Raw genomic sequence first — 19,971 nt, 5'->3', positions numbered from 1 at the left:
CGATGTTAGCCTATTTTCGTCTCGCGCTCGCGACGTAGTCGCCCGACTTGCCCCCGGTCTTGGCGATCAGATGAATGGCTTCGATCCGGACGCCGCGTTCGGCCGCCTTGATCATGTCGTAGATCGTCAGGCACGCCACCGACACCGCGGTCAGTGCTTCCATCTCGACGCCGGTCGGGCCGGTGACCTTGACGGTGGCGCGAACGATGCAACCGGGCAGCTTGGCATCCGGCGTAATGTCGAGCGTGACCTTCGACAGCGCCAGCGGATGGCACAGCGGGATCAATTCGGCGGTGCGCTTGGCCGCCATGATCCCGGCGACGCGCGCGGTGCCGAGCACGTCGCCCTTCTTGGCGTCGCCGCTGAGGATCAGCTCCAGCGTCGCTTTCTTCATCACCACGCGGCCTTCCGCGACTGCGACGCGTTCGGTGGCCGGCTTTTCCGACACGTCCACCATCCGCGCCTCGCCGCTGGCGCCGATATGGGTGAGGGCGGGGGTGGTTGCGGCGCGAGTGGTGGACTTTTTAGCCACGGGAAGGCCTCGCAATGAGGAGGAGAGAGCGATCGCAGCACGCGTTCACCCTCCCCTGGAGGGGGAGGGTCGGACGGCGCAGCCGTCCGGGGTGGGGTGAGGCCGCGCGTGACGCCTTTGCGGCGCGGCTCGTCGTGATCGAGAGGCTGTCACCCCACCCCGTCACGGGCCGCGCGATGCGCGCCCCGTGCCGACCCTCCCCCTCAAGGGGAGGGTGAAGGCCGAGGCGTGGCGCAGGGATTGTCACTAATTAGTCCCGGTCTGCTGCGGCGTCGTTTGACGCGTCAGCAGGGCGCGGGTGGCGGCGGTGACGTCCGGCTGCCGCATCAGGCTTTCGCCGACCAAGAAGGTCGACATCCCGACGTGGGCGAGGCGGGCGAGATCGGCGGGCGTGAAGATGCCGCTTTCGCCGACCATCAGGCGATCGTTCGGGATCAGCGGCGCCAGCGCCTCGCTGGTCGCCAACGTGACTTCGAAGGTCCGCAGGTTGCGGTTGTTGACGCCGACCATCGGCGACCGCAGCTTCAGTGCGCGCTCCAGTTCGGGGGCATTGTGGACTTCGAGCAGCACGTCCATGCCGAGGTCGAACGCGGCGTCCTCGATGTCCTTGGCGGCGGCGTCGTCGAGCGCCGCCATGATGATCAGGATGCAGTCGGCACCGTGGGCGCGGGCCTCAACCACCTGATAGGTGTCGTACATGAAGTCCTTGCGCAGCGCCGGCAGCGACACCGCGGCACGCGCGGCGACGAGGTAATCGAGGCTGCCCTGGAACGACGGCGTATCGGTCAGCACCGACAGGCAGGCTGCACCGCCGGCCTTGTAGGCGCGGGCCAGCGCCGGCGGATCGAAGTCGGCCCGGATCAGGCCCTTCGAAGGCGAGGCCTTCTTGATCTCGGCGATCAGCCCGTAGTCGCCGGCCGCATGCTTGGCCCGCAGCGCCTTGACGAAGCCGCGCGGCGGCGACGCTTCGCGGGCGATCGCCTCGATCGCAGCCAGCGGACGCTCGCGCTTGGCGGCGGCGATCTCCTCGCGCTTGTAGGCTTCGATCTTGGTCAGGATGTCGGACACGGCGATGCCACCTACGTTGCTATGATCAAGTCGCTTAGTCTTCTCGTCATGGCCGGGCTTGTCCCGGCCATCCACGCCTTCACCGTTGCGCCGGCCCCAAGGCGTGGATGCCCGGGACACGCCCGGGCATGACGGCAACTGGTACTTCAGGCCGCCGCGGAGACCGCGATCAGCTTCTTCAGCCGCGCTTCGGCGGCGCCGCTGTCGATCGATTGGGTGCCGAGCGCGACGCCTTCCTTCAGATCCTTGGCCTTGCCGGCGACGACCAGCGTCGCGGCGGCGTTGAGCAGGGCGACGTCGCGGTATGGGCCCGGCATGCCTTCCAGCACGGCGCGCAGCGCCACCGCGTTGGCCTGGGCGTCACCGCCCTTCAGCGCGTCGGCCGGCGCGCGGGGCAGGCCGGCGTCCTCGGGGCTGATCTCGAAGCTGGTGATCTCGCCGTTCTTCAGCTGGGCCACCGCGGTGGTGCCGGACAGCGTGATCTCGTCGAGGCCGTCGGAGCCGTGCACGACCCAGACCGCCTCGGCGCCGAGATTCTTCAGCACCTGCGCGAGCGGCTGCACCCATTGCCGCGAGAACACGCCGATCATCTGACGCTTGACGCCGGCCGGGTTGGACAGCGGTCCGAGCAGATTGAAGATGGTGCGGGTCGCCAGTTCGACCCGGGTCGGGCCGACGTTCTTCATCGCCGGATGATGAGTCGGCGCGAACATGAAGCCGATGCCGGCTTCGTTGACGCAGCGGCCGACCTGCTCGGGGGGGATGTCGATCTTGACACCGAGCGCGGCGAGCACGTCGGCGGCGCCGGATTTCGACGATAGCGCGCGGTTGCCGTGCTTGGCGACGGTGACGCCGCAGCCGGCGACCACGAACGACGCACAGGTCGACACGTTGACCGAGCCGGAGCCGTCACCGCCGGTGCCGACGATGTCCTCCGCGTCCGCCGGCGCCGACACCGGCAGCATCTTGGACCGCATCGTGGTCACCGCGCCGGTGATCTCGTCGACGGTTTCGCCGCGGACCCTGAGGCCCATCAGCAGCGCGCCCATCTGCGACGGCGTCGCGTCGCCGGACATCATCGCGTCGAAAGCGTCGGTGGCTTCGTCGCGCGTCAGCGTCGCGCCGGTCGCGACCTTTGCGATAATCGATTTGAAATCAACCATTGTCCCTTTCGGTGACGAAACGGCGGCACTCAGCCGTCAGTTCGTCGCCGCCCCCGTTGCCTGCGCCACCGCTTCCTGATTGACCTTGGTGCCGATGTCCTTCTCCAGCCAGGCGATGTACTCGCCGACCTGTTCGTCGCGCAGCCGCTGCACCAGATTGTCCTTCAACTGCTGCATCTGCGGCGCGTTGAGGTCGGCGGTCGGCACGGTGTCGCCGGTGACGCGGAACACGTACCACTCGGTGGCGCTGCCGCCCTGAACCTGGCCGGCGCCGTCCTTGGCGGTACGGAACACCGCGTCGACCACCGTGTTCGGCAGGCCGGCATCGGCGCCTTCGCGCTTGATGCCGGAGGCCGTCTGCACGGTGACGCCGGCCGGCGCGACCTCCGCGAGCTTGGCGCCGCCCTGCAGCTTCTGCACCAGCTCGGCCGCAAGCTTGCGCAGCTTCTCGGTGACCTGCTCGGCGCGCCAGCCGGCCTCGACCTTGTCCTTGACCTCGTCGAGCGGCCGTTCGTGCGACGGCGTGATGCCGAGGATGTCGTACCAGACGTAGCCGTTCTGGAAGCTGATCGCGTCGTTGTCGACGCCCGGCTCGCTGTTGAAGGCGGCGTTGGCGAGTTCGAGCCCTTGCGGGATCGCCGCCACCGGTGCGCCGTCCGGCCCGCGGCCGGCGCGGTCGATCGCGTCGATCGTCACGGCGGTGAGGCCGAGCTGCTTGGCGGCGTCGACCACGCTGGCGCCGCCGCCACGCGCGTCTTCCATTTTGTCGTGCAGCTCCTGCACCTGCTTGCGTGCGCGTTCCTGCGCAAGGTCACGCTTCAGGCTGGCCGCCACGCTGGCGTAGTCCGGCTGCTTGCCGGGCTCGATCTTGGTGATTTCGAGCAGCACGGTGCCAAACTGTCCCTGCACCGGCTGGCTGACTTCGTTCAGCGGCAGCGCGAACGCGGCTGCGGCGACCTTCTGATCGAGCATCTCCGACTGGCTGACCAGGCCGAGATCGAGATCGGCCGGCTTGACGCCGCGCTCCTTGGCGAGGTCGGCGAAGCTGGTGCCGCTGGCGATCTTGGCGCGGGCCGCCTGGGCCTCTTCGACGTTCGGAAACACGATCTGCAGAATCTGGCGCTTCTCCGGAGTCGACAGCTTGTCCTTGCGCTGCTCGAACAGCTTCTGCGCGTCGGCGTCCGACACCTCGGCCCACTTCGCGATCGATTCCGGCGTCACCACCAGGAACGAGATCTTGCGATACTCGGGGGCGCGGAACTGCGCCTTGTGCGAGTCGTAGAACGCGGTGAGGTCGGCGGGCGAGGGCGCCGGGATGGTGCCGGCCTGCGCATCGGTCAGCTTCAAATAGTCGATGGCGCGCTCTTCATTCTGAAACTGGCTCAGCGCCTGCATCAGCGTCTTCGGCGGCTCGAGGCCGGCGGTGAGGCTGCCGGCGATCTGGCGGCGGAGCGCGACGCGGCGCTGCTCGGCCAGATAGCGCTGCTCGGTGAAGCCGAACTGGCGGATCAGCTGCTGGAAGCGGTTGGCATCGAACTGGCCGTTGGCGCCCTTGAAGTTCGGATCCTCCAGGATCGACTTCATGGTGTCGGCGTCGGACTGGCCGAGGCCGAGCCGTCGCGCGTCTTCGTCGAGCGCGGCTTCGGCGATGGTCTGCTGCAGCACCTGGCGATCGATTCCGATCGCGCGCGCCTGATCTGGGGTCAGCGGCCGGCCGAACTGGCGGCCGATCTGCTGCAGACGGTCATTGTAGGTCTGGCGGAATTGCTCGGTGGAGATTTCGGTGCTGCCGATCTTGGCGAGCGTCGACCGGCCGAATCCGCGGAATACGTCGGCAATACCCCAAACTCCGAAGCTGACGATCAGGACGCCCATCACGATCGTCATGATGGTCTTGCCAATCCAGTTGGATGAGGCTTTGCGCATTCCTCGGAGCATGGAGTCACTTTTTGTCAGGAGGGAACCGGCCGCGCTGGGTCAGCGCGGGGGGCAAACTAGCGTCGCCGGCTTGAAAATCCATCATAAAGTGCCGTCTGGGGCGTCGCAACCGCAGCCAATGTCGCGGTCGGTGCAGATGCCATCCCGTTGCAGCGGCCAATGCTGCGGATCGCCGCAGCGCTCGCGTTCACGTCTCCTTGAGTCTCGCAATCGGCTCTGCTAGCGGAACGGTTCAACCCTTTATTGCGAGAGTGCTCATGCCGGTCCCCGCCGTTCGTCCTCTGATTGCTGGAAACTGGAAGATGAACGGCCTGAAGGATTCGGTGGCCGAGCTCGATGCGATGCTGAAAGGCGCCGCCGAGCTGCCGCAGGGCATCGATCTGTTGGTCTGCCCGCCGGCGACGCTGGTCGCGAGCTTCGCCGCGCGAGTCGCGGAAGCGCACGCCGGCAAGGCGCTGCCGTTCTCGATCGGCGGCCAGGATTGCCACGCCAATGCGTCGGGGGCCCACACCGGCGACATCGCCGCCGAGATGCTGGCCGATGCCGGCGCGGCTGCGATCATCGTCGGCCATTCCGAGCGCCGCGCCGATCATGCCGAAAACGACGCGATCGTCCGCGCCAAGGCGCAGGCGGTGTGGCGCGCCGGGCTGGTGGCGATCGTCTGCGTCGGCGAGACTCAGGGCGAGCGCGACGCCGGCCACACCCTCGATGTGGTCGCCGGCATGCTGGCCGGCTCGCTGCCGGATGGCGCGACCGCGGCGAATCTGGTGGTGGCCTATGAGCCGGTCTGGGCGATCGGCACCGGCCGCACCCCGACAGCGGCCGATGTCGAGGAAGTTCATGGCTTTATCCGCAAGACTTTGAGCGATCGGTTCGGTGCGGCGGGCGAGACCATGCGGATCCTGTATGGCGGCTCGGTGAAGCCCTCGAACGCCCGCGAATTGCTGGCGGTGCCGCATGTCAACGGCGCGCTGATCGGCGGCGCCAGCCTGAAGGCGTCCGATTTCCTTGCGATTGCGGCGGGCTGCCCCTAACTAAACCGCGCCAAGCGGTATTCCTGCGGCGTTTCCCGCGCGGCGCGGGGGTGACAAATCCCCGCGCGATCGTGTAGACACCGCGCGACTTCATTTATCCCGCAAGCCTGTCGAGCAGCCGCCCGCCGGCGCCTATCGGCCATTCGGCGGCGTTGGCTTGCGATGGAAGGGTACGATGCAGACTGTCATTATCGTCATTCACCTGATGTTCGTGCTGGGCCTGATCGGCGTGGTGCTTCTGCAGAAGTCCGAAGGCGGTGGCCTGGGCGTCGGCGGTGGTGGCGGTTTCATGTCGAGTCGCGGCACCGCCAACCTGCTGACCCGCACCACCGCGATTCTCGCGGCCGGGTTCTTCGCCACCAGCCTGCTGCTCACCTGGCTGGCGAGCTACAACCGTAAGCCGACGACGATCCTGCCGACCGCCGCGCCGATTCAGCAGCAGGCCCCGGGACAGCCGGCGCCGCCGCTGTCGCAGGGCGGTGGTCTGCTCGACACGCTGAAGCAGACCGATCAGCAGCAGAACCAGCAGCCGGCGGCACCGGCCGCGCCTGCGGCACCGACCCCGCCGCAGTCGCAGTAAGCATTGCCGATATGCGCTGACGGGGCCTCGCATCTGGTCTGAGGCCCCTTTAGCAATCGTCTGAAATAGCTGAGTTTTCAGCGTCACCCACAGGCATTCGTCAAACTGCCCGAGGGGTTGCGAATCGCTTTGGCGAATCGGACCGGCGGCATTAAAGGTAAAGTCCCATGGCGCGGTATATCTTCATCACCGGCGGCGTGGTCTCCTCGCTCGGCAAGGGTCTGGCATCAGCGGCACTCGGTGCGCTGCTGCAGGCGCGTGGCTACAAAGTCCGCCTTCGCAAGCTCGATCCCTATCTCAACCTCGATCCCGGAACGATGTCGCCGTATCAGCACGGCGAAGTGTTCGTGACTGACGACGGCGCCGAGACCGACCTCGATCTCGGCCACTATGAACGCTTCACCGGGCGGCCTGCGACCAAGCAGGACAACATCACCACCGGCCGGATCTACCAGGACATCCTGACCAAGGAACGCCGCGGCGACTATCTCGGCGCCACCATCCAGGTGGTCCCGCACGTCACCAACGCGATCAAGGAATTCATCGTTAGCGACAATGACGGTTACGACTTCGTGCTGGTCGAGATCGGCGGCACCGTCGGCGACATCGAGGGCCTGCCGTTCTTCGAGGCGATCCGCCAGATCAAGAACGATCTGCCGCGCGGCGACGTGATCTACATCCACCTGACGCTGCTGCCCTATATCCCGAGCGCCGGCGAACTGAAGACCAAGCCGACCCAGCATTCGGTCAAGGAACTGCGCTCGATCGGCATCCAGCCGGACATCCTGCTGTGCCGCACCGACCGCGAGATTCCCAAGGAAGAGCGGCGCAAGCTCGGTCTGTTCTGCAACGTCCGGGAAAGCGCGGTGATCGAGGCGCGCGACGTCGACAACATCTACGCGGTGCCGGAGGCGTATCACGCCGCCGGACTCGACGATGAAGTGCTGGCGGCGTTTGCGATCGCCGCCAAGGAGCCGCCGCAGCTGGCGCGCTGGCACGAAATCAACGAGCGCATCCGCAATCCCGAAGGCGCGGTGACGATCGCCATCGTCGGCAAGTACACCGGGATGAAGGACGCCTATAAGTCGCTGATCGAGGCGCTCAGCCACGGCGGCATCGCCAACAAGGTCCAGGTCAAGCTCGACTGGATCGAGAGCGAGGTGTTCGAGAACGAGGACCCGGCGCCGTTCCTCGAGCACGTCAACGGCATCCTGGTGCCCGGCGGCTTCGGTCAGCGCGGCGCCGAGGGCAAGATCGAGGCGGCACGGTTCGCGCGCGAGCGCAACGTGCCGTATTTCGGCATCTGCTTCGGCATGCAGATGGCGGTGATCGAAGCGGCGCGGAATCTCGCCGGCATCGAACAGGCCAACTCGACCGAATTCGGCCCGACGCCGGAGCCGCTAGTCGGCCTGATGACCGAATGGGTGCGCGGCAACGAGCTGGAGAAGCGTAACCAGGCTGGCGATCTCGGCGGCACGATGCGGCTCGGCGCCTATCCGGCGTCGCTCAAGCGCGGCAGCCGGGTCAGCCAAGTCTATGGCGGCGCCACCGAGATCTCGGAGCGCCATCGTCACCGCTACGAGGTCAACACCGCCTATAAGGACCGGCTCGAACAGCACGGCCTGAAGTTCTCCGGCATGTCGCCGGACGGCGTGCTGCCGGAGATCGTCGAATACGAGGATCACCCCTGGTTCATCGGCGTCCAGTTCCACCCCGAACTGAAGTCGCGTCCGTTCGACCCGCACCCGCTGTTCGCCTCGTTCGTCCAAGCGGCGCTGGTGCAGAGCCGGCTGGTGTAAGGCGGTTCGCCAGTTAGTTCTCGAACAGCACGAACGCCGCCCAGACCGACGGGTCTTCGGCGGCTTTGATCTTGCCGTGGATCGCCTCGATGCGGACTTTGCGTAGCGCCGAGGCGTAGTCGAGATTGTCGTCGGCGAGCACCTGGTAAAGCCGCGCCATGAAATTCGCGGTGCCTTCGTCGCTGACTTCCCACAGCGTCAGGAGCGAACGCCGGGCGCCGGCGATGGCGAGCGCGGTCGGCAGGCCGCGGACGCTGCCGATCCGGCTCGGATCGCCGAGCGCGGTCTGGCAGGCGGACAGCACGACGAGGTCGGCGGCCGACAGATTCCAATCCATCAGTTCGCGGGCGTAGATCACGCCGTCATCGCCGTCGTGCCGCGGCGGGCGGTCGAGCAGGGGACGCGCGGCGACGAGGCCGCTACGCCACAGCGCGTCGGTGCGATCGGTCGCCGCCTTGTAGAAGCCGTGGGTGGCGAGATGCAGCAGCGTCGCGCCTTCGGCCTTGCTGCGGATTGAGGCTTCACCGGCATTGCCGGTCATCGTCGTGCTGGCGATATCCCTGCGCTGCAGATCGGGCGCGATGCGCTCGATCTCGGTCTTGGTCGAGGGCAGTTGACTGGCCGCGCCGGCATAGTCGAGCCCGCCGACCAGCACCGCCTTGCTTTCCGCAATCAGTTTGTCGTCCTGCTCGGCGAACACGATCGCGTCAGCGCGGGTCAGGAACCGGGTGTCGTAGATCTCATCGAGATGGCGGCCGTTGCCATCCTGCAGCATCGCAAACGGCAGGCTGTAGAGGTCTGCGTCCGGCACCAGAAACAGCCGCGTGACGCCCGCGAGCAGCGGCTTCAGCGGCCCGATCAGCGTCGCGTACAGGCGCCGGAACGGCTGGGTGCGATCCGCGTCGGCCACGCTGGGGGCGGTGAAGCCGTCGAGCGGGCCGAGGTCGATCACCTGCGGCGGCTTGCCGTGACGATGGATCACCGCCTGCAGCCGTGCGGCCGGTTTCGGTTCGGCCGGATTGACCCGGCTGCCGCGGCCGCTGACGAAGAAATCGACCAGCGCGTCGGTCGCCCCGAGTTTGTCGGCGACCGAGGGCAGTTGCACGTCGGCCGGCGGCCTGGTGCCAGCGCGTGCGGCGAGCTGGTGCCGCGCCTCCTGCAGACGCTTCAGCACGTCGCGGGCATCGTCGTCGAGCTTGCCGGAGGACAGCATCTCCTGCTGCTGGCCGGACAGCCGCAGCACAGCGCGCGCGAGTTCGCGCGTCGGCTCGTCGGGCAGCCGGTCGAGCGTCAGTCGCAGCAACGTGCGCTCGCCGTCCTCCATGGTCTTCCAGCGCGACACCGCGTCCGCATAGGCGACTGCCGCCGTTGGATCGATCAGCGCGTAGCGGCCGTATTCGTAGAGGATATCGTCGGCAAGCTTGCGCATCGTCTCGGCGACGTAACGGTTGCCGGCGGTGCCGACCTCGCGCAGCATCCAGTTGAAGGATTGCTGCTCGACGTCCTTGAAGGTCGCCAGCGCATCAGGATCACCGCGCTTCAACCGTGTCACGGCGACGCCGAGCAGGGCGTCGAACGTGATCGGATGCTGGCGCGCGATGGTTTCCTGCGAGCGGTGATACGCGTCGAGCCGCAGCGCCAGCGCACGCGCGCTATCGCCGCGACGTTCGTAGTGATCGGCTGCAAGCTGCGCGGATTTGATCCGCAGCAGGTCCGGCGCGCCGTTCCAGTCCTTGACCCGCGCCATCGCTTCCAGTTCGGCCGTGCTCAGCGCGCGGTCGGGATGGAAGTAGGCCTTGGCGTAGGCGATCCAGGTATCGGCCTGGGCGACGTGCTCGGAGGTGGGATCGGCGAGTTCGGCGGCGCAACGCTTCTGCAGCGCGAGGGCCTGCATGGTCTCGGCCTCGTTGCCCATCGCCAGATGATCGAGCGCGAGATTGCTGGCGCTGACCAGCGCCTGGATGCTGCCGACGCCGTAATGCGCGATGCTTTTCTTCAACAGCGGCGCGTCGATCTTGGCGGCGAGGTCGGGATGGCCGACCATGCGTAGCGCTTCGGCGTAGTTGTTTTCGGTGCGCCAGGTCAGCGGCTCGTTGTCGCCGAGCGCCTTGCGCGCGCCGAGATAGGTCTCTTCCGACAGGTTGAGTCCGGCCGCCACCGCGCCATTGTCGGTGAGCAGTGTCGCGAGGATGTCGCGGCCGGCGATGTCCTGCGCGCTGTTCGGCCCATAGATCGCACGCATCCGTTTGCTGGCCTCGACCGCGACCGGAATGCCGCGCTCGTACTGGACGGTGCGTTCCAGGAAGCGGGCGTATTCGAACCACAGTGTGGTGGCCTCAGGGCTCGTCTCGCGCGCGGCGCGGGTGTTGGCGGCCTCGGCGAACAGTTCAGAGGCTATCGCGGTGTCGCGGCGGCGCTCGAACAAGGTGGCGGCGCTGAGATAGGCCTGGATGGTCAGCGGGTGATAGCTGCTATCACGCACGGCGCGCAGCGCGGCGGTGAGACGCTGGCGACCGCCGTCGCGATCTCCGGCCTGCAGTGAACGGAATGCATCGTTGATCTTCGCCACCAGTTCGCGCTCGGTCGGCGCCCCGCGCTGCTGCGCTTGGGCTTGCGCGGCGAAGGTCGGAACCAGCACAGGGGGAAGGGCGAGCGCTGCGAGGAGCAGGCGAGCGACAAAACGAGTACCGATGAATAGGCGTGGCGGTAACGAAATTGGCATGCCGGACCGGGCGGCCTCGTTACTTGCAGTTCGCGGTGCTGTCGCCCGCGCGTGCCACCGGCTTGCCGTTGATGAACACGCCCGAGCCGCTGCCGATCACCACCCCGCCGCAGCCGGTGCGGCTGCCGCCGATCGCCGCCGGCTTGCCGTTGATGAAGACGTTGTTTGAGCCTTCGACGATAGCGCCGTCGCTGGTGGTGTCGCCGGCGCGGGCTGCCGGCTTGCCGCCGACTATCACGTCCTGACTGCCGCCGGTGACAACGCCCGGCGCTCCGCTTGCCGGCGATTCGGCCAGCGCCGACGCTGCGCCCAGCATCAGCAGCAGAGCGATCGCCGAGGCTGCGCCACAAGCAGGGCACAGCGCGCCGCCGGCGCTACGCTCGGGTGGTGTGGCCATACCTGACTCCTTGGTGGTTCGGCGATTTCCGTGAATGACCATGACTTGCGATGGACATTCCCCCTGCGGTGGATGATGTTTTCATCGCAACCGTAACGTGTCCGGCGACTTCTCTTCAGGGGAATGGAAATGACACCTTCGGTCAACCTCTACGCCTGGGCGATCCCGGCCTGGTCTTCCGAATCCCCGGTCGACCACACCTGGGTCACCAGCTACGACAACCAGGTTCATCCCTACAGCACCATCGCCGACGTCGTCGTAGCGGGCCAGTCGTTCTGGTACTGCTGGGGGCCGTTTCATCCGCAAGGCGGAACGCCGATCAATCCGACCGGCGCGCTCGGCCAGCAGTCCGGCAATCTCAAGCTCGCGCAGTGCCTGGTGCAGCCGAATGCGGACTCCAACACCACGGCGGCGGCGCGCGGCACGATCTACACCTATGGCGTCGACGGCGTGTGCCACCAATTAGCCAATCAGGTGTTGTACGCGACGGCGAACGGCAGCGTTCCGCCGCTGACGGTCAGCAAGGCGCGGGGCTACCCGCTGTCGAGCTTCATCTACGGCACCTACGGGCTGCAGCACACCGCCTGGGCCGCCAAGGTCGCTTCGTGCAGCGGCGCGCAATTGGTGGCGCGGCTGGCGCGGCCGGGCGGGCTGACGGTGGTGGCAGGCGGCGAGGGCATCGCAGTGGACGAATTCGAACGACGCGCGACCGAAGTGCTGGCGACCGAGCCGGCGAAGCTGGCCAGCCTGCTGCGGCTGCGCGGCGAGGTGCAGCGCTTTGCGGCGCAGCCCTGGCCCGGCACTGGTCAGCCCAGCGCCGAGGCGCTGAACGCCCGCAATCAGCACCTGATCGACGAAGCGGCCAAACTGCTCGGGCCGGAGCATTTCAGAAAGCTGTTCGGCGCCGAACCCGGCGCCAAGGTGACGCTGGTCGACCCGCGGACCGCGGCCACCGCCGGCGAAATTCCGCCGCCGAAGCCGCGCTGACGCCGCGCCGTTTGCGTCAGCGGACCGGCAGCAATTAGCCGGCCTTCAGCTTCGCTGCCTTGCGCAGCGTCTCGTCGATCCGGGACTGCCAGCCCGGGCCGGTCGCCTTGTAGTGCTCCACCACGTCGGCGCTGAGCCGGATCGACACCGGGACTTTGGTCGGCGCCTTCTGCGGACCGCGACGGCCTGGAATCTTCGCGAGGAATTCCGATGTCAGGTCTTTCGCCATGATGTTCACGGGCGTCGCGTTGGCAAAATCCTCTGCGGTCCACTCGGGGTTGTCTTCATCGAAAACAGGCTCGCTGCGTTTACGGGGCATGGCGCCTCATTTCCTTGTCGTGCGCGCGGCGCAGGCTGATCGGACGAAGCCGATCGCGATAGGTGAACACCAAGCAATAGGCGAGGCCGTCTATATATCCGTAAGCGCGAAATCGGTCCTCACCGTAGTCGAAGCGACCGTCACGGATGATGGACCGCACGCGCAAATCGACCCAACGCGCCAGGGAGATGCCGTGCTTGGCACGGTTGATCGCATCCTTGGCCGGGTCGAAATCCGACATTGCTGTATATACAATTTGTTATGGCAATGTGCAACTCTGCTCCTTGCGCGGCGGGCAAGACAACCCCCGTCGCTTACCGCTATAAGCGCCACAACGATGTGGAGGGCGTCATGATCTACGAGTCGCGAGTCTATCGCTGTGTGCCGGGCAAGCTGCCGGCGATCCTCAAGCGGTTCGAGACCATCACCTTAAAGCTGTTCGAGAAGCACGGCATCCGTCAGGCCGGATTCTTCACCACGTTGGTCGGCGCTTCCAACCAGGAATTGACCTATCTGCTGGCCTGGGAGAGCCTTGCCGAGCGCGAGCAGAAATGGACCGCATTCGCCACCGATCCGGAATGGCTCGCCGCCAAGGCCGAAACCGAGAAGGATGGCCAGATCGTCGACAGCATCACCAATCAGCTGTTGGTGCCGACCGCGTTCTCTGCGCTGAAGTAATTCGGATGAGTATCAGTTTCGATCGTCATTGCGAGCGAAGCGAAGCAATCCAGCGCCGAGCACGGGGCTGGATTGCTTCGTCGCTGCGCTCCTCGCAATGACGGACTCGTTCATGTCCAACGGTTTCGACCATATCGTTCATACGGTGCGCGATCTCGATGCAGCCGCTGATCTGTATCGGCGTCTCGGCTTCATCGTCGGCGCGCGCAACGTTCACCCCTGGGGAACACATAACCGCATTGTCCAGTTCGATCGCTTCTTCATCGAGCTGCTGACGATCGGCGAGCCCGACAAGATTCCGCCGCACCGCGACGGCGCGTTTTCATTCGGGGCGTTTCAACGCGATTACCTGGCGGTTCGCGAAGGTCTGTCGATGCTGCTTCTGGCGAGCGACGATGCGGCAGCCGACCTGCGCCGGTTCACCGACAGCGGCATCGCGGCCGGCGAGGTGTTCACGTTCGGACGGGAAGGGCGGCGCCCCGACGGCAGCGTGGTGAAGCTGCAGTTTTCGCTGGCGTTCGCGCGCGATGCGCTGTCGCCGCAGGCCGGCTTCGCCACCTGTCAGCATCACTATCCGGAGAATTTCTGGAATCCGGCGTTCCAGGCGCATGCCAATGGCGCGCGCGCTGCGGCGGCGGTGGTGATGGTCGCCGACAATCCGACCGATCATCACATCTTCCTCGAAGCCTTCACCGGCAGCCGCGATCTGCGTTCGACGTCGATCGGCGTCACCGCGCCCACCAAGCGCGGCGAGATCGATATTGTCGAACCGGTGTCGCTGCGCGACCAATACGGCATCACGGTTCCATCCGAAGGCGAGGGCGCAAGCTTCGTCGGATTACGGATTGCCGCCGATGATCTCGGCGTGGTTGAACGGCTGCTGCAAGACCACAAGATCCCGGCGGCGCGCCATGTCGGCCGCCTGGTGGTGCCGAATGTCTGCGGCGCGACCCTGATCTTCGAACAAGGAACAGTGCGGTGAACAAGAGCATTGCGCCCGCGACCAGCGTCGTGGCGGGCAACGTCAAATTCGGCAACGCTTTGCCGCTGTCGATCATTGCCGGCCCGTGCCAGCTCGAAAGCCGCGCACACGCGCTGGAGGTCGCCTCGGCGCTGAAGGAGATCGCGACGCGGCTCGGCATCGGGCTCGTCTACAAGACCTCGTTCGACAAGGCCAACCGCACCAGCGCCGCCAGCGCCCGTGGTCTCGGCCTCGACGCCGCGCTGCCGATCTTCGCCGAAATCCGCGAAAGTCTCGGCATGCCGGTGCTGACCGACGTGCACGAGAACGAGCAATGCGCGCGCGCCGCCGAAGCGGTCGACATCCTGCAGATCCCGGCGTTTCTGTGCCGGCAGACTGACTTGCTGCTTGCGGCCGCGGCGACCGGCAAGATCGTCAACGTCAAGAAGGGGCAGTTCCTGGCGCCGTGGGACATGGGCAACGTGGTGTCCAAGATCACCTACGCCGGCAACACGAAGGTGCTGGTGACCGAGCGCGGCGTGTCGTTCGGTTACAACACGCTGGTGTCGGACATGCGCGCGCTGCCGATCATGGCCAAGACCACCGGGGCGCCGGTGATCTTCGACGCCACCCATTCGGTGCAGCAGCCGGGCGGCAAGGGCACCTCGTCGGGCGGCGAGCGTGAATACGTCCCGGTGCTGGCGCGCGCGGCGGTCGCGGTCGGCGTTGCCGGCGTATTCATCGAGACCCATCCTGATCCGGATCACGCGCCGTCAGACGGACCCAACATGGTGCCGCTGCGCGAGTTCGAAGCGCTGATCAAGACGCTGATGGAATTCGACGCGCTCGCCAAGAAGCGGCCCGCGGTCGGGGCCGTTTGATGCCGTCAGCCGGTGGTGCAGCCTCCTCATCGCGGCTGCCGCCGGCGCTCAACATCATCGCTCTATCAAGCTTCGCCGCGTCGCTGTCGACGCGCGCGCTCGATCCGGTGCTGCCGCGGATCGCCGAGGAGTTCTCGGTAACGATCACCACCGCGGCGGGTCTCGCCGCGGTCACCGCCTTCACGTTCGCGGTGGTGCAGCCGGCGATCGGTGCGCTCGGCGATCTGTTCGGCAAAGCGCGGCTGATGATCGTGTGCCTGGCGCTGCTCGGCTTCGCCAGCCTGCTCGGCGCGTTGTCATCGTCGTTCACCGTGCTGTTCGTCTGCCGTATCCTCGCCGGCATCGGCTCGGGCGGGGTGTTTCCGGTGGCGCTGGGCCTTGCCAGCGATCTCGTCACCGTCGATCGCCGGCAGGTGGCGATCGGCCGTGTGCTCGGCGGTTCGATGGCCGGCAATCTGCTCGGCGCCTCAGCCTCTGGCGTGATCGGTGATTTCCTCGGCTGGCGCGGCGTACTGGCGATCCTCGGCGTGCTGGTGATCGTCGCCGCGATCGCGGTGGCGTTCGGCGCCCGCGGCGCCAAGATGCCGCCGCGCAGCGCCGAGATGGACCTGCCGGCGCTACGCCGCGGCTATCGCACCATCTTCAGTAATCCCAACGCGGCGATCTGCTTCACCGCGGTGCTGATCGAAGGCACCTGCGTGATGGGCGTGTTTCCTTACGTCGCGGCATTCCTGCACGAGCAGGGCGAGCAGAGCCTTGCAATCGCCGGCCTGGTGATCGCCGGCTTTGCGATCGGCGGGCTGATCTACACGCTGACGGTGTCGCAATTGCTGCCGCGGCTGCGCACCACCGGCATGATGATCGGCGGCGGTCTTCTGGTGGCGCTGCAGCTCGCCGCGATCATGCTCGGCCCGCATTGGCAGGCGCAGATGTTCGCCTTCGTCCTGATGGGGATGGGGTTCTACATGCTGCACGGCTGCATCCAGGTGTTCGCGTCCGAACTCACCGAGACCGCGCGCGGCACCGCGATGTCGCTGCACTCGTTCTTCTTCTTCATCGGCCAGACCACTGGCCCGATCGCCTACGGCTTCGGCCTGTCGCATCTCGGCAAGACCGCGACGCTGACCCCGACCGCGCTGACCATGGCCTCGCTCGGAATCGTGCTGGCCCGCATCCTCAAACCGCGCCCGCCGGCGGATGCAGTCGCTCGCGAGTTGCCACTCTAACCGCGGGACTCCGTGGCGATTGGTCCTGGTCCATCTCCGCCGGGCAATGCCAGCAGCCCTTGCAGGGTCTCGCGATCGCCGAGCACAGCGCGGATCTCGCGCGGGTCGAGCCAGCCGGCCGCCTCGCTATAACTTTCAGCGTCGTCGATCAGCACGCGCGCGGTCGCCAGATGCGGATCGATACGGCCGCGCGGGCGTGGAGGATGGAAGGCCAGTGCGGCGAGATGGAGCTCTCGGAGTCGTCGGTCGCTACAAAGCGCGCTCAGCGGATCGGTTGTCTGGTTTGCCTGGCAAAGACGATCGGCGAGTGCGTGGACCTGAGCCAGGATCGCCGGCGGATCGATCTGCTCCGGAGTCGTCATCAGCAACGGACGCGAGCGGGAGACACGCGTCGTCAGCAGCGCCACCGGGATCGCGAGCAGCAGGCCGACGATTACCGGCGTCATCCACAGTAGCAGCGGCCACGACACCAGCCACGCTCCGATCGCCATGGTCGCGCCCAGCGCTGTCGGGAGCGCGTAGCGGCGGACGACTTCCAGCAACGGGATCGCGCCATCGCCGCGATGCTGAACCTGCCAGCCGGCGTCGCGGCCGAGCAGGATCTCGATCACCGCGGTGGATTGAAACACCATCATCACCGGCGCGTTCAGAGCCGAGATCAGCGTCTCTAGCAGCAATCCGCCGAACGCGCGCAGGCCGCCGCCGAACTTCCTGCGGGTTTCGTTGCGCATCAGCACCAGCCACAGGGCTAGCAACTTCGGCAGGATCAACAGTCCCATCGTGCCGGCGAACACCCAGGCGGCGCGCACCGGGTCCTGCGCCGGCCAGATCGGAAACAGCGAGAAGTCCTTGGGGAAATATTCGGGGCGGACAAACTGCGCCTGCAGCGAAATCAGGATGCCGGCAATCAGAAACGCCAGCCACATCGGCGCGGTGAGATAAGCGCCGATTCCGGTGAGGAAATGCAGCCTCGACACCCAATGCAGTCCGCGGGCGGTGAGCAGCTTGCCGTGTTGCAGATTGCCCTGGCACCAGCGCCGATCGCGCGCGGCGAAATCGAGCAGTGAAGGTGGGCACTCTTCGTAGCTGCCGCGCAGCGTTGGGGCGAGGTGAATGCGCCAGCCTGCGCGGCGCATAAGCGCCGCTTCGACGAAATCGTGGCTGAGGATTTCACCGCCGAATGGTTTGCGGCCCGCCAACGTCGGCAGCCCGGCGCTGCCCGCGAACGCCGATACCCGGATGATCGCATTGTGGCCCCAATAGTTGCTCTCGGAGCCGTGCCACCATGCTGTGCCGGCGGCGATCATCGGCCCGTAGATGCTGCCGGCGAATTGCTGGACCCGCGCGAACAGCGTGCGCGCCTGGACCACGACCGGCAGAGTTTGGATCAATCCGACGTCGCTGTTCGCCTCCATCGCGGCGGCGATACGCACCAGCACGTCACCGGTCATCACGCTGTCGGCGTCGAGGATGACCATGAAGTCGTAAGCACCGCCGAAACGTTCGACCCAGTCGGCGATGTTGCCGGACTTGCGTGCCGTATTGTGGGGCCGGTGTCGATAGTAGAGACGGTCGTGTGTGGCGGCGAGTTCGGCATAGCAGCGCTCTTCATCGATCCATACTGACGGATCGGTGGAGTCGCTGAGCACGAACCAGTCGAATTGTGCGCCGCGTCCGGTTTCGTCGACCGATTGCCGCGTCGCCTGTAGCCTCGCGAACACCACCGGGGCGTCTTCGTTGTAGGTCGGCAGCAGCATCGCGATCCTGGAAGAGACCGCCGGAACAGAGCCATCCGCCATGATGCCGATATCGTCGCGCCAGCCGCAGCACAGCACAGTGAAGCCGGCCAGCGCCGACACGAACGACAGTGCGACCCAGGCGAACAGCGCGGCGAACAGCACCAGCACCACGCCTTCGAGAACCGTGATGCCGCCGACCTGTAGCACCTGATACATCTCGTAGATGCCCGCCGCGGACAGCACTGCGGTCGCGACCATGATCAGCACGCGGCGCCAAGCGGCCGGCGATCGGACGGCGGCAGCCCGGGGACTCTGCAGCAACGACTGCACCGGCATCGGCAACGGTGCGTTCGCAGGCAGCGGTTCGGCTCGGCGCGAGGTGTCGCTGTAGCCCTCGCGCCGCGGCCCGATCACGGCGTCCATCGGTACAGCCAAACTTCCGAGACCGCCGCGTCGCCCTCGCACACGACCGCCCGTAATTCGACCGGGGCTCGCGCCTGCGCGAGGTCAAAGCTGAGCCGCCAGCCGCCCATCGCCGGGTTCGGTTGGGTCACGATATTGCGGATCTCGCCCTTGTCGGCGGTGACTACGCCGCGGATCGCGGCGGCATCGACGGTCTTCAGCCGCTCGCCGGCGAAGTCGAGCACGAATAATCGTTCGGTGTCGCCCCGCGCGCTGACGCCGGTCCGCACGAACCGTGCAAGCGCCTTGGGTTTCGGCGCGTCCGGTCCCCAGTGTAGGCGATAGGTGTAGATGTGTTCGCCCTTGGCGCGTAGCGGCTGCTTGGGCTCCCAGAACGCCGCGATATTGTCGTGCACCTCTTCGCGGGTGGGAATCTCGATCAGTTTGACGGCGCCATCGGTCCAGTCGCCGATCGGCTCGGCCCACAGGCTCGGCCGCAGCTCGTATCGGGATTCGAGATCTTGATAGTTGGCGAAGCTGCGTTCGCGCTGCATCAGGCCGAAGCCGCGCGGGTTGCGGTCACTGAACGAGCTGATCTGCAGATCCTTCGGATTGCACAGAGGCCGCCACAGCTCTTCGCCGCTGCCGTTGAAGATCGCGAGCCCGTCGGAATCGTGCACCGCGGCGCGGAAGTCCGGGGTATCGGCCGGATCGTTCGGGCCGAACAGAAACATGCTGGTCATCGGTGCCAGTCCGGCATGCTGCAGATCGACGCGCGGATACAGCGCCATCTCGACATCGAATACCGTGGTGTCACCGGGCCGGATGGTGAAGCGGTAGGCGCCGGCGACGCTCTTGCTGTCGAGCAGCGCATGCACCACCAGCGACGATGCGCCCGGAGCAGGCCGCTCAAGCCAGAATGTCTTGAACAGCGGGAATTCCTCCCCGCTCGACTGGCCGGTGTCGATCGACAGGCCGCGCGCAGAGAGGCCGTAACGCTCGCCCTTGGTGACGGCGCGAAAGTAGGCCGCTCCGAGGAAGGCGCTGACCTCGTCGTAATAATCCGCACGCTGCAGCGGCGCATGAATCCGAAACCCCGCAAAGCCGAGATCGGCATCCGGCGGCGGCGCGACGTCGCCGAACGAGAAGTCGTCCGCGCGATACGGCACGTGGCGCGCCTTGCCATCGGCGACTTCAAAGATCGTCACCCGGTTCTTGTAGAGGAAGCCGCGGTGGAAGAACTGGACCTGAAACGGAAGGTTCTCGGCACGCCAGAGCGCGCGCTCGGGTCGAAAGCGCAGCGACCGGTAGGCGTCGTAGCTGAGGTCGTTCAGCGAGGCCGGCAACGAGCCGTCGGGTGCCTCATAGGGTTTGCTCGCCAGTTCGCGCGCCAGCTTGCGCACCATCCAAGGATCGAAGTCGATCGAGGAAGAGCGGTCCGCCGCGGCGGGATCGGGCTTTGCCTGCAACAGCGGCAACGCCGCCAGCCCGGTCAGAACTTGCCGCCGGTTCAATCTCGCTTCTCCGCCTAAACCTTGCAGTTCC

18 protein-coding genes are annotated in these 19,971 nt (G+C 66.5%); 8 read left to right on the top strand and 10 right to left on the bottom strand.

Features of this window, described 5'->3' with window-relative positions:
* Nucleotides 1-10: 10 nt before the first annotated feature.
* The 4 genes from moaC to RPPS3_RS14875 all read right to left on the bottom strand — a co-directional run bounded on the left by moaC (nt 11) and on the right by RPPS3_RS14875 (nt 4,701).
* Nucleotides 11-532: a cyclic pyranopterin monophosphate synthase MoaC gene (gene moaC, locus RPPS3_RS14890; RefSeq protein WP_107344794.1), complete on the bottom strand. Its 522-nt coding sequence runs from the start codon at nt 530-532 to the stop codon at nt 11-13.
* Between the two features lie 246 nt (nt 533-778).
* Entirely contained in the window at nt 779-1,600 is an 822-nt protein-coding gene (trpC, locus tag RPPS3_RS14885) for an indole-3-glycerol phosphate synthase TrpC (RefSeq protein ID WP_107344793.1), read from the bottom strand.
* 146 nt (nt 1,601-1,746) lie between these two features.
* Entirely contained in the window at nt 1,747-2,763 is a 1,017-nt protein-coding gene (gene trpD / locus RPPS3_RS14880) for an anthranilate phosphoribosyltransferase (protein ID WP_107344792.1), read from the bottom strand.
* A gap of 36 nt (nt 2,764-2,799) precedes the next feature.
* The gene (locus RPPS3_RS14875; protein WP_107344791.1) at nt 2,800-4,701 is read right to left on the bottom strand and encodes a SurA N-terminal domain-containing protein; all 1,902 of its coding nucleotides are present in this window, start codon (nt 4,699-4,701) and stop codon (nt 2,800-2,802) included.
* 257 nt (nt 4,702-4,958) lie between these two features.
* On the opposite strand from RPPS3_RS14875, the gene tpiA reads away from it, so the two are divergent.
* From tpiA to RPPS3_RS14860, 3 genes are all read left to right on the top strand, one after another.
* Complete coding sequence (gene tpiA / locus RPPS3_RS14870; protein ID WP_107344790.1) at nt 4,959-5,735, top strand: triose-phosphate isomerase; 777 nt, start codon at nt 4,959-4,961, stop codon at nt 5,733-5,735.
* 175 nt (nt 5,736-5,910) lie between these two features.
* On the top strand, nt 5,911-6,315 hold the full coding sequence (gene secG / locus RPPS3_RS14865; protein WP_107344789.1) for a preprotein translocase subunit SecG: 405 nt from the start codon (nt 5,911-5,913) through the stop codon (nt 6,313-6,315).
* Between the two features lie 167 nt (nt 6,316-6,482).
* Nucleotides 6,483-8,114 (top strand): CTP synthase, encoded by a 1,632-nt coding sequence (locus tag RPPS3_RS14860; protein WP_107344788.1) that lies wholly within the window; start codon nt 6,483-6,485, stop codon nt 8,112-8,114.
* 13 nt (nt 8,115-8,127) lie between these two features.
* On the opposite strand, the gene RPPS3_RS14855 is transcribed toward RPPS3_RS14860, so the two are convergent.
* Both RPPS3_RS14855 and RPPS3_RS14850 read right to left on the bottom strand, forming a co-directional pair.
* Nucleotides 8,128-10,683, bottom strand: a complete 2,556-nt coding sequence (locus tag RPPS3_RS14855) for a CHAT domain-containing protein (protein WP_210204447.1) — start codon at nt 10,681-10,683, stop codon at nt 8,128-8,130.
* A gap of 172 nt (nt 10,684-10,855) precedes the next feature.
* Nucleotides 10,856-11,233 (bottom strand): PAAR domain-containing protein, encoded by a 378-nt coding sequence (locus tag RPPS3_RS14850; protein ID WP_107344786.1) that lies wholly within the window; start codon nt 11,231-11,233, stop codon nt 10,856-10,858.
* Between the two features lie 129 nt (nt 11,234-11,362).
* Here RPPS3_RS14850 and RPPS3_RS14845 point away from each other — a divergent pair, with 129 nt between their 5' ends.
* A complete protein-coding gene (locus RPPS3_RS14845; protein WP_107346616.1) occupies nt 11,363-12,220 on the top strand; it encodes a hypothetical protein in 858 nt (285 codons plus the stop codon).
* A 34-nt stretch (nt 12,221-12,254) separates the two neighbouring features.
* Here RPPS3_RS14845 and RPPS3_RS14840 read toward each other — a convergent pair whose 3' ends face one another.
* Both RPPS3_RS14840 and RPPS3_RS14835 read right to left on the bottom strand, forming a co-directional pair.
* A complete protein-coding gene (locus tag RPPS3_RS14840; RefSeq protein WP_107344785.1) occupies nt 12,255-12,539 on the bottom strand; it encodes a BrnA antitoxin family protein in 285 nt (94 codons plus the stop codon).
* Nucleotides 12,529-12,780 carry a BrnT family toxin gene (locus RPPS3_RS14835; protein WP_107344784.1) on the bottom strand — a complete coding sequence of 84 codons (252 nt, stop codon included), beginning with the start codon at nt 12,778-12,780 and terminating at the stop codon, nt 12,529-12,531. Before RPPS3_RS14835 ends, RPPS3_RS14840 begins: the two co-directional genes overlap by 11 nt.
* A gap of 110 nt (nt 12,781-12,890) precedes the next feature.
* Between RPPS3_RS14835 and RPPS3_RS14830 the strand changes: the two genes are divergently transcribed.
* The 4 genes from RPPS3_RS14830 to RPPS3_RS14815 all read left to right on the top strand — a co-directional run bounded on the left by RPPS3_RS14830 (nt 12,891) and on the right by RPPS3_RS14815 (nt 16,285).
* Nucleotides 12,891-13,217 carry an NIPSNAP family protein gene (locus tag RPPS3_RS14830; RefSeq protein WP_107344783.1) on the top strand — a complete coding sequence of 109 codons (327 nt, stop codon included), beginning with the start codon at nt 12,891-12,893 and terminating at the stop codon, nt 13,215-13,217.
* Nucleotides 13,218-13,329: 112 nt separating this feature from the next.
* Nucleotides 13,330-14,199 carry a VOC family protein gene (locus RPPS3_RS14825; RefSeq protein ID WP_107346615.1) on the top strand — a complete coding sequence of 290 codons (870 nt, stop codon included), beginning with the start codon at nt 13,330-13,332 and terminating at the stop codon, nt 14,197-14,199.
* On the top strand, nt 14,196-15,059 hold the full coding sequence (kdsA, locus tag RPPS3_RS14820; protein ID WP_107344782.1) for a 3-deoxy-8-phosphooctulonate synthase: 864 nt from the start codon (nt 14,196-14,198) through the stop codon (nt 15,057-15,059). The genes RPPS3_RS14825 and kdsA overlap by 4 nt, the downstream gene beginning before the upstream one ends.
* Entirely contained in the window at nt 15,059-16,285 is a 1,227-nt protein-coding gene (locus RPPS3_RS14815) for an MFS transporter (RefSeq protein WP_107344781.1), read from the top strand. Before kdsA ends, RPPS3_RS14815 begins: the two co-directional genes overlap by 1 nt.
* On the opposite strand, the gene mdoH is transcribed toward RPPS3_RS14815, so the two are convergent.
* The gene (mdoH, locus tag RPPS3_RS14810; RefSeq protein ID WP_107344780.1) at nt 16,282-18,447 is read right to left on the bottom strand and encodes a glucans biosynthesis glucosyltransferase MdoH; all 2,166 of its coding nucleotides are present in this window, start codon (nt 18,445-18,447) and stop codon (nt 16,282-16,284) included. The two genes, RPPS3_RS14815 and mdoH, sit on opposite strands and share 4 nt — an antisense overlap.
* Nucleotides 18,435-19,940 (bottom strand): glucan biosynthesis protein G, encoded by a 1,506-nt coding sequence (locus RPPS3_RS14805; RefSeq protein WP_107344779.1) that lies wholly within the window; start codon nt 19,938-19,940, stop codon nt 18,435-18,437. Before RPPS3_RS14805 ends, mdoH begins: the two co-directional genes overlap by 13 nt.
* Nucleotides 19,941-19,971: the final 31 nt, after the last annotated feature.

The organism is Rhodopseudomonas palustris (genome assembly GCF_003031265.1).
Lineage (GTDB): Bacteria > Pseudomonadota > Alphaproteobacteria > Rhizobiales > Xanthobacteraceae > Rhodopseudomonas > Rhodopseudomonas palustris_H.
The sequence above is the reverse complement of the archived record's forward strand: the minus strand, read 5'-3'. Positions and strand labels throughout refer to the sequence as shown.